At 65.0% G+C, this 13711-nt stretch carries 14 protein-coding genes and 1 pseudogene; 3 read left to right on the plus strand and 12 right to left on the minus strand.

Annotated features, from left to right (window positions below):
- Positions 1-140: 140 nt before the first annotated feature.
- The 4 genes from BSF38_RS08010 to BSF38_RS08025 all read right to left on the minus strand — a co-directional run bounded on the left by BSF38_RS08010 (position 141) and on the right by BSF38_RS08025 (position 3690).
- Positions 141-1100 carry a LysR family transcriptional regulator gene (locus tag BSF38_RS08010; RefSeq protein WP_076344576.1) on the minus strand — a complete coding sequence of 320 codons (960 nt, stop codon included), beginning with the start codon at positions 1098-1100 and terminating at the stop codon, positions 141-143.
- Positions 1101-1596: 496 nt separating this feature from the next.
- Positions 1597-2235 carry a flavoprotein gene (locus tag BSF38_RS08015; RefSeq protein WP_083712781.1) on the minus strand — a complete coding sequence of 213 codons (639 nt, stop codon included), beginning with the start codon at positions 2233-2235 and terminating at the stop codon, positions 1597-1599.
- 47 nt (positions 2236-2282) lie between these two features.
- Complete coding sequence (locus tag BSF38_RS08020) at positions 2283-2522, minus strand: hypothetical protein (RefSeq protein ID WP_076344578.1); 240 nt, start codon at positions 2520-2522, stop codon at positions 2283-2285.
- Between the two features lie 343 nt (positions 2523-2865).
- Positions 2866-3690 carry a restriction endonuclease gene (locus tag BSF38_RS08025; RefSeq protein ID WP_076344580.1) on the minus strand — a complete coding sequence of 275 codons (825 nt, stop codon included), beginning with the start codon at positions 3688-3690 and terminating at the stop codon, positions 2866-2868.
- A gap of 260 nt (positions 3691-3950) precedes the next feature.
- Here BSF38_RS08025 and ispD point away from each other — a divergent pair, with 260 nt between their 5' ends.
- On the plus strand, positions 3951-4739 hold the full coding sequence (gene ispD / locus BSF38_RS08030; protein ID WP_076344582.1) for a 2-C-methyl-D-erythritol 4-phosphate cytidylyltransferase: 789 nt from the start codon (positions 3951-3953) through the stop codon (positions 4737-4739).
- A gap of 94 nt (positions 4740-4833) precedes the next feature.
- Here the strand turns inward: ispD and BSF38_RS08035 are convergent.
- The 3 genes and pseudogenes from BSF38_RS08035 to BSF38_RS08045 form a co-directional block, all read right to left on the minus strand.
- A pseudogene (locus tag BSF38_RS08035) lies at positions 4834-5120 on the minus strand (GxxExxY protein).
- 332 nt (positions 5121-5452) lie between these two features.
- On the minus strand, positions 5453-6184 hold the full coding sequence (locus BSF38_RS08040) for a platelet-activating factor acetylhydrolase IB subunit (RefSeq protein ID WP_083712782.1): 732 nt from the start codon (positions 6182-6184) through the stop codon (positions 5453-5455).
- Positions 6185-6284: 100 nt separating this feature from the next.
- Complete coding sequence (locus BSF38_RS08045) at positions 6285-6866, minus strand: nitroreductase family protein (protein WP_076344584.1); 582 nt, start codon at positions 6864-6866, stop codon at positions 6285-6287.
- A gap of 264 nt (positions 6867-7130) precedes the next feature.
- On the opposite strand from BSF38_RS08045, the gene BSF38_RS08055 reads away from it, so the two are divergent.
- Together BSF38_RS08055 and BSF38_RS08060 are read left to right on the plus strand one after the other, a co-directional pair.
- On the plus strand, positions 7131-7754 hold the full coding sequence (locus tag BSF38_RS08055) for a 3-keto-disaccharide hydrolase (protein WP_076344588.1): 624 nt from the start codon (positions 7131-7133) through the stop codon (positions 7752-7754).
- A gap of 173 nt (positions 7755-7927) precedes the next feature.
- Positions 7928-9517, plus strand: a complete 1590-nt coding sequence (locus BSF38_RS08060) for an amino acid permease (protein WP_076344590.1) — start codon at positions 7928-7930, stop codon at positions 9515-9517.
- Between the two features lie 125 nt (positions 9518-9642).
- Here BSF38_RS08060 and BSF38_RS08065 read toward each other — a convergent pair whose 3' ends face one another.
- From BSF38_RS08065 to BSF38_RS08085, 5 genes are read right to left on the minus strand one after another with little or no spacing between them, the layout of a single operon-like run.
- Entirely contained in the window at positions 9643-10128 is a 486-nt protein-coding gene (locus BSF38_RS08065) for a gluconokinase (protein ID WP_076344592.1), read from the minus strand.
- Positions 10125-12290, minus strand: a complete 2166-nt coding sequence (locus BSF38_RS08070) for a carbon starvation CstA family protein (RefSeq protein WP_076350682.1) — start codon at positions 12288-12290, stop codon at positions 10125-10127. Before BSF38_RS08070 ends, BSF38_RS08065 begins: the two co-directional genes overlap by 4 nt.
- A 21-nt stretch (positions 12291-12311) precedes the next feature.
- On the minus strand, positions 12312-12665 hold the full coding sequence (locus BSF38_RS08075; RefSeq protein WP_076344594.1) for a translation initiation factor: 354 nt from the start codon (positions 12663-12665) through the stop codon (positions 12312-12314).
- Positions 12666-12676: 11 nt separating this feature from the next.
- A complete protein-coding gene (locus BSF38_RS08080) occupies positions 12677-13180 on the minus strand; it encodes a DinB family protein (RefSeq protein WP_076344596.1) in 504 nt (167 codons plus the stop codon).
- Positions 13177-13704 (minus strand): hypothetical protein, encoded by a 528-nt coding sequence (locus BSF38_RS08085; RefSeq protein ID WP_076344598.1) that lies wholly within the window; start codon positions 13702-13704, stop codon positions 13177-13179. Before BSF38_RS08085 ends, BSF38_RS08080 begins: the two co-directional genes overlap by 4 nt.
- Between the last annotated feature and the right edge of the window lie 7 nt (positions 13705-13711).

Here is a 13711-nt window from a genome sequence, read left to right on the forward strand (position 1 = left end):
GCCGGAAGTTCGAGGGGCCGATCGTTTTTTCTTCAACATTGAGAACAGCAAGCGGGAACACGATCACATGGCGATCCACGGCGGGCCGGAGGAGCTTCCGTCCTCGCCGCTTTTGATCCTGAGGCACGCCGCGGCGGCTGTCAGGACGGGGACGCCGCGGCAAGACGTCTGTCGGCCGAGGCACCCGGCTCGGCTGGAACCGCGTCGCTCCCTGTCAGCAGGTCCAGGAATCGCGACGCCGTCAGGTCGAGCTTGTCGTGCCGGCGATGGATGATCGCCAGGGGACGCGTCAGGCGGTGTTTCGCCTCTTGGCCGTCGATCCCCAGGGCGATCAGGGAGCCGGCCCGGACTTCCTTCGCGACCGACGGCTCCGGCAGAATCGCCGCCCCCGCCGAGATCTCGACCGCGCGTTTTATGTTCTCGATGTTGTCGAATTCGAGAACCACGTCGACGGTGATCTCGTGGTGTCGCAAGGCGCGGTCGATGGCCTTTCGGATCGACAGCTCGGCGTCGAACGCGACCAGGGGCTCGCCGTCCAGTTCCCGCACTTCGACGGTCTTGCGACGAGCGAACCGATGCGTGGGAGAAACGACCAGCACCATCGGCTCCTCGCGCCACGGAATGACCGTCAGCTCCGGCCATTTGCGAGGGTACGAGATCAGGCCCAACTCGGCGCCGCCGGCGATCACGCGCTCGACGACCCGCGTGGGATGCAAATACTCGAGCCGTACGCTGGCCTCGGGATGTCGCTCCCCGAAAGTCTTGACGTACTGGCTCATGTGCAACAACCCCACCGAGTAAATCGACGCCACCCCTACCGTACCCGTCACCTTCCGCTCGTCGCTCAACACCTTCACTCGGTTCTCAAGCTCCAGATAGCGACCGACGAGTTCCTTGCAGCCTTCGTAATAAACCTTCCCCTGCTCCGTCAGAACCAGGGGACGCTTCGACCGATCGATCAGCCTCACCCCAAGCCGCACTTCGAGTTGATGCACGGCCTGACTGGCCGACGACTGCGAAATCCCGTTCTCCTGCGCCCCTCGCGAAAAGCTGGCCCAGCGCACCACATCGCAGAAAATCTGAAGCGACTCGAACTGCATGTGCCCCCGCCTGCCCGCATTTCTCGATAGTACGATCGGAGAGGTATCGGATTTCGTAATAGTTAATCCGCCGTTGCACCCACGCGTCAAGAGCTTTTTTTCCGGCACTGACGCGATTTTTGCGCCGACGCGGTTCGATTCCAACGGCGAGGGGGGCGTGAAGGCCTCGGCGCGGCGCGGAATAATCCGTCAAATCATTACTGCTTGGCCTGATTTTCTCGTGGATCGAAGACGGCCATAAACACAGGCTGTCGCGAGCATGCCTTCTCCCGCAAGGGGCTGACGACTCGACGGCTGTTCCGAGCCCGGGAAATACAAACCACCATGACGCCGCGGGGACGCCCGGCCTCATAAAACTGAGGGATCACGGTGGTCCAGATCCAAATTCAAGCCCGAAGCGCCAGCGAGTGAATTGATTCGAATGGCCGACTGGAAATTCACTCGCTGGCGCTTCGGGCTCGTATTGGAGGGCTTGCGCGCCCCGCCTATTTGCCCGTCATTCGGCGGTTGCGGAGCGTTCGGACCAGGCGCGGACGGCCTCGGCCACGACGGCGACTTCGGCCATGGCGCCGACGCCGACGTCGCCGCAGGCGAGTCGCTTCGCCTGCGGGGGGATCAGGATCGTCCGGGGCGCGTGGAGGGCGAAAAGGTCGGGGGCCGCGTCGAGCGACCAGTCGGAAGGGGGCGCGTCGCGGCCGGTCTGGTCGAGCCAGATCCGCGCCAGGTGGCGGCTGGTGGCGGGCTTCCGCCACATCAGCGTATTCATGGCCGGCGCCAGGACGACGGGTTTGTCGAGATCCCAGGCGCGGTAGAGACAGGTCAGCAGGTTGTCGCACAGCCCCAGGGCGAACTTCGCCAGGGTGTTGGCGTCGAGCGGGGCGACGATCAAGAGATCGGCCCAACGCCGCAGCTCGATATGCAGCACGTCGTCGCCGCGGCGGTAACGCTCGCCCGGCCACTCGTCGCGGTCGCGGATCAGGACCGACGCGCCAAGGTCGTCAGGGTCGAAGAAATAGAGCGCGGACTCTGTCGCGACGACGCGGACCTCATGCCCGCGTTCGATGAGCGCGGAGAACAGCGCGGGCGTCCGCACCGCCGCCACCGAGCCAGTCGCCGCCAGAATGATCCGAGCCAATGGAACCCCGAGGTGAATGGCGGCTCGCCGGACATGCCGAACGAGGCTCAGCGACGATCGACGGAGAGGACCTTGATCTTGTCGTTGATCGTCTCGGCGAGGCTGTTCCACAGCGATCGCTGGAGTTGTTGAGTCTGCCGTTTCGAGAGCAACAGCCGTTCGGAGGCTCGCTCGGCGAGGATCGAGACGATGACCTTTACGTCGCTGTTGATGACACCTGTCAGATCCTCAAACTCCGGCGGCAAATCCAGCGTTCGGAGAGCGGGTTTCTGAATCCGGGGGAGCATGTTGTACCCTCCATGGCCAAGGGTGATCCGAGCAGCATTCCAAGACGTCCTTGATTCCTGAAGCTAACCCGCGATCCTTCCCTCAGTCAAGCCAATAATGCATTGATCTCTGTTTCATCGAAAGCATGCGTCGGGCGGGCTATTCCGCGTCTGGTCCGCGCGTGTCGATCCCGATGCGGGACACATATACTTGTCGTCTACTACGCAAGATCGCCGCCATGCGTTGGAGACGAATTCCGCTGTTCGCCATGATCGAGATCCGACCGCGCATGTGAATCATAGGCGGCGCGGGGGCGCGTCGCCACGGAAAAATCCACCAAGCCCCAGACCAACCTCGACGCGATCAGAACCACGAGGGTTCGGGCTCGCGACGCGCGCCGGGGCCGAGCGCCTGGGTGACCAGCTCGACGAGCCGGGGGCCGTCGACCAGTTCGATCGGGTGGTCGGTCGCGAACTTCTCGGCGGCCAGCGAGAAGGTGCTGGTGGTCACGAAGAAGCCCTTGTGCGCGTGGTTGTGGTGCACGGAGCCAAGAAATTTTTGCAGTTCGGGAGAGCCGACGACGCCCCGCTTGTGATACTTGCACTGGACGATCGCGAACAGGTCGCCGCGGCGGAGCCGGATGTCGGCGCCTTCGTCGCCGGAGCCGCCGACCTGCTGGACCTCATAGCCCATCGCCTCGAATAATTCGCCGACGAATTCCTCGAAGGTCTCGGGCGTGAGCGTGGTCAACTGGGCGAGCTTCAACTCGGCGCGACGGGCCTGAAGACGGAGCCGCTCGACCCGCTCCTTGCCCTCGCGCGCCTCCTCGCGAAGCCGGTCGACTTCCGACTCGTGCGCCGCGCGCTCGGCTTCGACCGTTCGGAGTAGATAGCGGTCGATCTTGAAGAAGGCGTTCTCGATCGAGTTGTCGAGTCGCGACCGCTCGGACCGCGTGAGCTGGTTCTGGAACCGGCGGAACACCGCGTATCGCAGGTGTTCGAGCGCGCCTTCCAGTTCGGCCGTCGTCGTCAGCGCCGGGGCGTCTTCTTGATAGGGCGCGGCTTTCCAGAGCAAGCCCTGCCGAGCCTGCGGCCCGAGGCCCTCGCCGCTGGAGATGGTCGGCGATTCACTCTGCGTCCTGATCCATTCCAGCAGCATCGCGGCGCACTGCGGCCCTAGACACTCCATCGTTCGTCTCGCTCCTCGGCCCTCGGCCGGACTTCACGCATCGGGCGTGGTGAAGCGTTATTGTCCCTTGTCGGCGGCGGCTTCGCCAAGAGGACTCTCGTTTCGTCGCCTGCTCGCGTTGACTCCCGACGAGGACGTTCGCAGAATCGAAGAGGTCGAACACGAGCGGAGCCGCCGGGAGAGGACGACTCGATGCGCCTCATTTCCGCGCACCATCCCATTCCAGAGCACGCTCGGTTCGACGGTCGGGAGACGACGCCATGGGACGATTCGCCGTGATCTTGCCGGCGGCCGGCCGGTCCAGCCGCTTCGGCGATCCGAAACAGAAGAAGATCTACGCCGAGATCGAGGGCCGCGCGGTCTGGCTGCGCTCGGTCGATCCGTTCCTGAAGCATGACGACGTCGCGCAGATCATCGTCGCGATCGCCGAGGAAGACCAGGAACTGTTCGACCGCCGCTATCGCGAGAGCGTCGCCTTCCTGGGCATCGACGTGATCGTCGGCGGGGCCGAGCGGTCCGACACCGTGGCCTCGGCTCTGGAGCGGGTGAAGCCGGAATGCGACTTCGTCGCGGTGCACGACGCCGCCCGGCCCTGCCTGACCGCCGACCAGGTGGCGGCAGTCTTTAAGGCGGCCGAAGCCCACGGCGCGGCGCTCCTGGCCACGCCGGTCTTCGAGACGATCAAGCGGGCGAATGCCGACCGTCTCACCACCGAGACCGTCTCGCGCGACAACCTGTTCCTGGCGCAGACCCCGCAGGTCTTCCGCCGCGACTGGCTCGTCGAAGCGTATGCAAGGCGCGCCGAGCACGGAAAGGCCGCGACCGACGACACCCAGCTCGTCGAGGCCATCGGGCATCCGTGTGCGATCGTCCCGGGCTCGTCGCACAATCTCAAAATAACGACCCAGGACGACCTGGCGATGGCCAAGGCGGTGCTCGACCTGCGCGAAAAAGCGCGGCCGGCGGCTTGCGGCCACCCCTACGCCGATGAGCAGGCGATGTGGAACGACCTCCCCCGACTCAAGCCGTCCGACCTATTCGGGGGATAGGTCCGTCCGGGTTCGAGGGGCCGTCTAAGCTTTTCAGAGACAGCTCCTTGGAAGTCGGGATGTTTCACCACGGAGGACACGGAGGGGAAACGACTCACATGATCATGCGGGTGAGGCCGTCTCTCAGATGGACGACGTTGAAGTTGAGAAGCAGGCCGACCTTAAGACCGCTCAGTTTCAGGTACGAGAGCAGTTGAGCCTTATGGATCGGCGCAATCGCGCTCACTGCCTTGATCTCGACTAGGATTACCCTGGCGACTTTGAGATCGATCCGATACCCGGCATCGATTCGGACGCCTTCATAGCCCACTGGTAGTGGAACCTGCGTCTCGACGTCCAGAGTTCGTATGCGAGGCATGCTTCATAGGCGCTTTCCAGCAGGCCTGGCCCCAAGACGGAGTGGACCTTCATCGCCGCGTTAACGACTGCTCCGCTGATCTCTTCATGAAGCATGCTCGATTCCTCGCCACTTCCCCTCCGTGTCCTCCGAGTCCTCCGTGGTGAAATCCTTCGATCCCATGCTTCGCCTCCACCCCCGAAGGATGAAGTGAAGCAAGGGCATCAGACTCACGACAGGTGACACGGAGGCCACGCGGGCAAGAACGACTAACTTGGGGACCGTTCAAAGCATAGCTTCCGATTCTACCGCCGGCCCGCCTGCTGGATCTGGACAAGGTCCCGACGCCTGTTGGACGCTGTTCGTGGAGAGTGCCTTATTTGTCTTCGCCGAGCAGCTTCTTGAGGCTCGGCTCGATGGCGTCGGCCCAGATTTCGTAGCCCTTGGGGCTCAGGTGGAGGAAGTCGGGCATGATGTCCGCGGAGATCGTGCCGTCTTCCCGGAGGAATTTCGAACCGATGTCCAGGTAGTGGACCTTGTCTCCGTCGTCGAGCTTGGCGATCTTCTCGTTCACGGCCTTGAGCTTCGCGCGGGTGTCGTCCGGCTTCTCACTGCGGGGAAAGACGCCGAGCAGGAGGATCTTGGTCTCGGGAAGCCGCTTGCGAAGCTGCTTGACGATGGCCTTGTTACCCGCGGCGATCTCGTCGGCCGAGCTGCCGCCGGCGTTGTTCGTGCCGATCATCATGACGATGACGCGTGGCTTGATGCCGTCGATCTCGCCGTTCTCGACCCGCCAGAGGACGTGCTGCGTGCCGTCGCCGCCGATGCCGAAATTGGCCGCGTGGCGGGGCGTGTAATGCTTCTTCCAGGTCTCGTTGCCGCCCCATCCCTGCGTGATCGAGTCGCCCAGAAAGAGCAGGTCGATGCCCCCCTTCTTGGTCTGGGCCAGAAAATCCTTGTGCATGTTCGTCCACCACTCGTCCGTCCTCGGCGCCGCCGCCAGCGTGGTCGGCGTCTGCGCGGGAACCTGAGAAGCCGACGTCAGTAGCAGAGCGGCGCCCAGCATGATGGGGACGAACCGCCGACCGGCGATGACGGTGTTGAGCATTGTGGAGTGACCTCGGGGGTGTTGTTGGTGGGGAGACTGCGGAGGCGTCGTGTTTCGAGCCCGGGGCCATCGTAATCGGGCCCCGGTCGCGGTGCCAGCGTCAACCCGTCCAGGGCTGTCCGAAGTGCTCGGCGTAACAGACCTCGTCGAGGCCGAACCGGCCCGGAAACGGTTCGGCCCCCGCGGCGTGGCCGAGCGCGATCAGGCAGCAGACCGTGTGGTCGTCGGGGACTCCGAAGTTCGTGCGCGCGGCTTCGTGGTCGAAATTGTCGATCAGCGCCGAGGCGACCCCGAGCGACTCGGCGGCGCACATCAGGGCCGATGCGGCGAGCATCGCCGACCGCAGCGCCCAGAGCGACCGATCGGCCACGCGGCCGAGCGTGGCGAGCGCCCGCCCCCGGATCTCGGCGGCCCGCGCCGGGGTGCAGGCGCCGAGTTCAAGTTGCCGGGCGAGCACGGCGTCAAGGTGCGTCCGGTCCGGTTGGTGAAAGCCGAGCACGATCACGACCACCGGCGCCTGTCCGACCTGGGGATGATTCCAGGCGCACGCCTGAAGCCGGCGACGGTTCGCCGCGTCGCGGACGACGAGGAACCGCCACGGTTGGAGGTTGAACGGCGATGGGGACAACGTCGCGAGGCGGAGAATCCGTGTTAGGATCTCGGGGTCGAGCGGGTCGCTCATGATCGCGTCAAACTCCGACGTCCGAGGCCAAGGCCGCGAGGGCCGAAACGCCTTCGGCGCGTCGCCCGGGGCGACTGGCTACTGGCCGGCTCGATCCTCCTGTTATAGACTTGCAACCGTTGAATTTGGGAGACGTCGTCGCCGCTCGATCCGCCGTCGCCTCGCGCGTCGATTTCCGCAACGTCGGACCCGACCCGCGTTTCGGCGTCGCGATCGAGACGGGCGTTCGTCAGGATGCAGCCAGCAATGAGGAGAAGCGAGAACATGAAACCGTATCAATGGGCGCGCGTCGGTCTCTGGTCGTTGGTCGTGACGGGCCTGACCGCCTGCGGAGCGCAGGCCGAGGAATGGGTCTCGCTGTTCGACGGCAAGACGCTCAGCGGCTGGACGAAGGGGGGCGGCAACGACGGGAGCCACTGGGAGGTGAAGGACGGCTCGATCGTCGGCACCGGCTCGGCCTCGATGCTCTACAGCCCGAAGACGTACAAGAACTTCAAGTACCGCGCCGAGGTCAAGATCAACGACCACGGCAACTCGGGCCTCTACTTCCGCTGCCCGGCCCCCAACGGCAGCTTCTCCGAGGGCTACGAGGCCCAGATCGACAGCACCCACAGCGACCCGATCCGCACCGGCTCGATCTACGGCTTCGTGCACGTCTACAAGCAGCTCGTCCCGGCCGACGAATGGTTCACCTACGAGCTGGAAGTCGTCGACAAGGACTGGCGGGGCATGGTCATTCCGCACATCACCGTCAAGATCAACGGCGAGATCCTGTTCGTGTACCTCGACCGCACCAAGGCCTGGAAAGAAGGCCACTTCGCCTTTCAGCAGCACGACCCCGGCAGCCGGGTGGAAATCCGCAAGATCGAGGTCGTCGAACTGCCCTGATCCGGCCCGGTTGTGATACGATCGTCCCGCGACGCGGTCTCCACGGCGCGGGACGCCTCCTCTCTCCCGGCCCCAGCCTCGGCGGGCCGCGCACCTCTCCCCTCTCCGGATGATATGCGCCGCGGTGCGCCGAGCCGCTTTCCCCCTTATTGAACTTCGAGTGAGAGAACACGATGCCAAATCCGTGGGTTCGTAAATCCATCGCCGCGCTCAAGGCCGAAGCGGCCGCGAGCGAAGAGCACGGTCTGAGACGGACGTTGACCGGCGTCAACCTGATCATGCTGGGCATCGGCGCGGTCATTGGCGCGGGATTCTTCGGACTGACGGGCGAGGCGTCGGCGAAATACGCCGGGCCCGCGATCTCGATCTCGTTCATCCTCGGCGGAATCGTCTGTACGTTCGCGGGCCTCTGCTACGCCGAGATGGCGTCGACCGTACCGGTCGCGGGATCGGCCTACACTTACGCCTATGCGACGATGGGAGAGTTCATCGCCTGGCTGATCGGCTGGGACCTGATCCTCGAATACATGGTCGGCGCGACGACGGTGGCGATCAACTGGTCGGGCTACGTCGCAAGCTTCCTGCACGATCGAGGCCTCGACATCCCGCCTCGATTGCTCTCGTCGCCGGGCACGATCATGGTCCAGATCCCCGACGAGATCGCCAAGACTCAGCATCTCCGCCACGGCTGGTCGATGCTCGATTCCGTCAAGGACAACCTGACGGCCGCGAACATCGACTTCTCGGTCTTTCCGCAGGTGACGGCCCTCTTCAACGCTCCGGCCATGCTGATCGTCGCCCTCGTGTCGATCTTGCTCGTCATCGGCGTTCAGGAGTCGGCCCGGGTCAACAACGTCATCGTCTTCGTCAAGGTTTCGATCCTCGTCCTCTTGATCGTCCTCGGCCTGCCGCTGGTCAACAGCGAGAACTGGGGAGGCTCGTTCTTCCGCCCCTCGGAAGGCCCCTGGACCGACTTCCGATACGGCTGGAGTGGAATCTGCCGGGCCGCCGGCATGGTCTTCTTCGCCTACATCGGGTTCGACGCCGTCTCCACGACCGCTCAGGAAGCCAAGAATCCTCAACGCGACCTGCCCATCGGGATCATCGGCTCCTTGATCATCTGCACGGCCCTCTATTTCTTCGGGTCGATCGTGCTGACCGGGGTGGTCAACTACAAGCAGCTCTTCGTACCCGATCCGGTCGCCGTCGCGACCGACGCCATGGGCATGCCCTGGCTCTCGTTCTACGTCAAGCTCGGGGCAATCGCCGGCCTCAGCTCGGTCATCCTCGTGATGCTCATGAGCCAGCCCCGGATCTTCTACGCGATGTCGAAGGACGGCCTCCTGCCGCCGATCGCCGCCAAGATCCACCCGAGGTTCCGGACTCCCTACATCACGACGATCATCACCGGCCTCATCGTGATGACGGCCGCCGCGATCGTGCCCTTGAACGTCGCCGGAGAGCTGACCTCGATCGGCACCCTCTTCGCCTTCGCCGTCGTCTCGGCCGGCGTGCTCTACCTGCGGATCACCCAGCCCGACGTCGAACGACCCTTCCGCGCCCCGTTCATCTGGTTCACGGCGCCGATGGGAGTGATCACGGCCGTCCTCCTGATGCTCCCGCTGCCGCTGGACACCTGGATCCGGCTCGTCGTCTGGATGGCGATCGGCCTCGTGATCTATTTCGTCTACGGCCGGCATCACAGCGTCCTGGGCAACAAGTACCCGCAAGGCTCGCTCGTCGGAGCGGACGCGGAAGGCTGAGGCAAAGCGGGGATTCCATCGTTCGAAATACAAGCCCGAAGCGCCAGCGAGTGCATGGGTCCGGTCAGCCGACGGGAAATGCACTCGCTGGCGCTTCGGGTTTGTAAATCGAGACCCGGCATGCGTCAGACGCCCAGCTTGCGGCGGATCTCCGACGCGATCTCTTGCGGGGTGCCGCTGACCTCGACGAGGATCGCATCGGCGGGGGGTTCGAGGATCGCGAACTGGCTCGACAGCAAGGTGGGGCTCATGAAATGCCCCGTCCTGGAAGCGAGCCGTTTCTGGATCAGCTCCGGCGGGCCCCAGAGTTCGACGTAATGGACGGCGGCCAGGTTGTGGCGGAGATACTCCTGGTAGCGGTGCTTGAGCGCCGAGCACGCCAGAACGAGGTTTTCGCCGCGCGCCACGGTCTCGTCGATCAGCCGGCCGAGAGCGGCGAGCCAGGGCGCGCGGTCGTCGTCGTTCAGCGGCACGCCCCGGCGCATCTTGTCGATGTTCGCCGCCGGGTGGTAATCGTCGCCGTCGCGGAACGTCCAGCCGAGATCCGCCGCCAGGACCCGGCCGACTGTCGTCTTGCCGGTCCCCGTCACCCCCATCAAGACGATGATCATACGGTTTCGATCTCGTCATTCAGAAGGGTCGGCCGGGGAGCGAGCCATCGGGCCATGGCGGTTCCGACGATCACGGCGACGCAGACCAGCATCATGGCCGTCAGCCCGATGTTCAGCCAGCCCTTGACGACGTCGCCCGCCTGGACCATGCCCCAGAACTTCTTCGTGATCTCATAATAGGCCGCCGTGCCCGTCGTCGTGGCGACGAACAGCATCGGCAGGATCGTCACGGGCGCGTACCGGCCGCGGCCGGCGTTGAAGAGGGCCGTGGTCACGACGGCCAGGGCGATGATGGCCAGCAACTGGTTCGCCATGCCGAACATCGGCCAGATGGTTTCGACCGAGCCCGTGGCGATAAAATAGCCCCAGCCGAAGACGACGAGCCCCGTGGCGAGCATCGACGCCGGCAGCCAGTCGAGATCGCCCAGCGGCTTCCAGACCCGGCCGAGGATCTCTTGCACCAAAAACCGCGCGATCCGCGTGCCGGCGTCGATCGTCGTCAGAATGAACAACGCCTCAAACATGATCGCGAAGTGATACCAGTAGCCGATCATCCATCGCAGGCCGGGCATCGCATTCGAGAAGATCCGGGCCATGCCGATCGCCAGCGTGACCGCGCCGCCGGTCCGGCCGTGCAGCGATTCGCGGACCTCGCGCTCCATCACGACCAGCTCGCTCTCGGGCGCCGCCCCGGTCTCGGCGCCGGGCGCAAGCTCGTGGCCGCCGTCCATGTCGAACTCGCCGGCCTTCAAGAACTGGGCGAAGTCGGGGTTGCTGGCGAGGAAGTCGGGACGCCGGCCGAGGTCGATGTTGATGTCATAGTACATCGTATTCGGCAACGCCGCGGCGGCGATCAGCGCGACCACGCCGACCAAGCCCTCCATCAGCATCGCCCCGTAGCCGATCATCCGGACGTCCGACTCGCGGCCGATCATCTTCGGCGTCGTGCCTGAAGAGACCAGGGCGTGGAAGCCGGAGATCGCCCCGCACATGATGCAGATGAACACGTAAGGAAAGATCGGCCCGTTGAACGCCGGACCGCCGCCCGAAGCGAAGAACGGACTGATCGGCGGGGCTTCGAGCTTCGGGTTGGCCACGATCACGCCCGCGACCAGCAGGAAGATGGTGCCGATCTTGAGGAAGGTCGACAGGTAGTCGCGCGGGCAGAGCAACAGCCAGACCGGTAGCACGGCCGCGATGAAGCCGTAGATCCCGAGCGCCGCCACGGTCCCGCCGCGCGTCAGCGAGAAGTATTGCTCGATTGGAGAATCCGGCACGAACGCGCCGAGCACGGTCACTCCCAGCACGAGCACCGCGCCGATCAGCGACGCCTCGACCACCTTCCCCTTGCGGAACCGGTACATGTACCAGCCGACGAAGAGCGCGATCGGGATCGTCATGGCGATCGTGAAGGTCCCCCACGAGCTTCCCTTTACCAGCCGGACCGACTTCGCCGGGAGCAAGTAGCCTTCGCCCTCGGGATTTCCCGTGAGCCGCGAGCCATTGGGCACCGCGAGCTGGAACGGTTCCCGGAAGTCCATCGAATGCTCGGAACCAGCCCCGAACTTGTAGGTCGAGCCCGGCGGGACGTTGTAGACGCGCGGTCCGCCCGTCGCCTGGTCGGCTTCGAGCGACGCCCCTTGGGGGTAGACGAGGACCGTGCCGGCCTTCATGGCGACTTCCTCGCCGCCGAGCGCCTTGACGACGACGACGCCCAGGCCCGCGAGCGCGATGATGATGATGTAGAGGATCGCCAGCGAGGCCGCGATCCCCGCTGGCCGGCCGATCTCGGTGCGGGCCAGGCTGGCGAGGCTTTGCCCCCGCCGCTGGGTCGAGATCGCCAGCACCATCATGTCTTGCACCGCGCCCGCCAGGCAGACGCCGACGACGATCCAGATCAGGCCCGGCAGGTAGCCGAACTGGATCGCCAGCACCGGACCGATGAGCGGCCCCGCGCCCGAGATCGCGGCGAAGTGATGGCCGAAGAGGACCCAGCGATTCGTCGGGTCGAAGTTCTGGCCGTCCTCGAACCGATAGGCCGGCGTGACCCGCGCGTCGTCGAGCACCGCCACCCGCGCGGCGAGGAACGCACTGTAATAGCGGTACGCGATCGCCAGGATCGCCAGAACCCCGATCATCACGGGCATCGCGTGCAGCGTCATCTTCATCGACCTCTCGGGAGGCTACCGGCGTTTCGTCTTGTAACCGATCTTCTGGAGCGCCCGTTCGGCGGCCTCGCGGTGATCGCCCTGGATCTCGATCCGGCCGTCCTTGAGCGTCCCTCCCGCCCCGCAGGAGGCCTTGAGCCGCGACGCCAGGTCGACCAGGTCGTTGCCGTCGGGGTCGAGGTCCGAGACGATCGTCACCAGCTTGCCCTTGGGACGCTTTTCGACGGCCAGCCGGGCGGTTTGCGTTTCGGGGGGAATCCGGACCGGCTCCTGGATCGCCGGCGGGCACGCGCAGGCCGACTCCAGCGCGCCGCAACGGTCGCAGACGGGGGGACGGTCCCACGGGGTTCCGGAGAACAGGCGGCTCATCGTCGGCGCCCTCAGGCGATGGGATAAGAATAACGTGGTTGCAGCGAAGTTCCGAGGTTCGCCCGCTTCGTGTACAAATATCTTAGGTGATGGTCGAGGTGGTTGACGTAGACGACCAGCAGTTCGGCCAGAGTGATGCGCCCCTGCTCGGCGTGACGGCCGGCGCGGGCGAAATCGGCCTCGGAACAATTGCGGAGAATGCGCTCGGTCCATCGCCGGTTGGCGGCGAAGATGGCCACCGAATCGGCGATCGGCGCCTCATGGGCGGCCAGGCGGTTGATCCAGGCCGTCTCATCGTAGGGGAGCAAGATCGGGTCGTGCTCGGCGATCACCCGCTTCATGCGGTCGCTGGCCACCATGTCGCTGTCGGCCAGGTGCGCGGCCAGCTCAGAGATGCTCCAGACGCCAGGGCCCGGCCGGGCCTGCGCATGCGCTTCGGCCAGGCCCTCGACGGCATAAGCCAGGACCGAAGGGCCCCGGGCGTAACGGTCGATCAGCGATTCGAGCGTGCTCATGATTTCCCGCCCCGGTTCGAGGCGTTCTCCGTTGCGTTGTCCGGCGGATCGCGCCGCCAGATCGAAAGCTGTGGCAGGTTGTATTCGAGGAACCAGATTTCCTCTTCGACCCCGAGTTCGTGGGCGAACCGGTGAGCGACCAGGTGGTTGACGACCGCCACCGAGGCGGAGAGGAAGTCGGTCCGCGAGTCCGAGGGGTCGCCCGGGTTGTGGAAAATGAACCGGATCACGAGCACGCGCTCGTCGATCGGGCCGTTCCGCGACAGGTAGCGGCCGTCCATCTCGTAGATCGAGTACCCGCGCGACGCCTGGCAGAGGGTCTTGATCCAGGCGTCCTCGTCGAAATTCGGATCCTTGCGGCGGTCGGCGATCGAGGCGCGGACGAACGGGATGGCCCGAATGGCCTGCTCGTCGAAGAGGCTTTCAAGAACCTCCTGGACCTTGCCGAAGTAGCCGAGCTTCTTGGGCAGGATGACCTCGTACATGCGAGCGGGCTTCGGCCCTTCGAGCTTGTAACTGGCCATGCGGGTC

It is taken from the genome of Paludisphaera borealis (assembly GCF_001956985.1).
In the GTDB taxonomy this organism is placed as follows: Bacteria; Planctomycetota; Planctomycetia; order Isosphaerales; family Isosphaeraceae; genus Paludisphaera; species Paludisphaera borealis.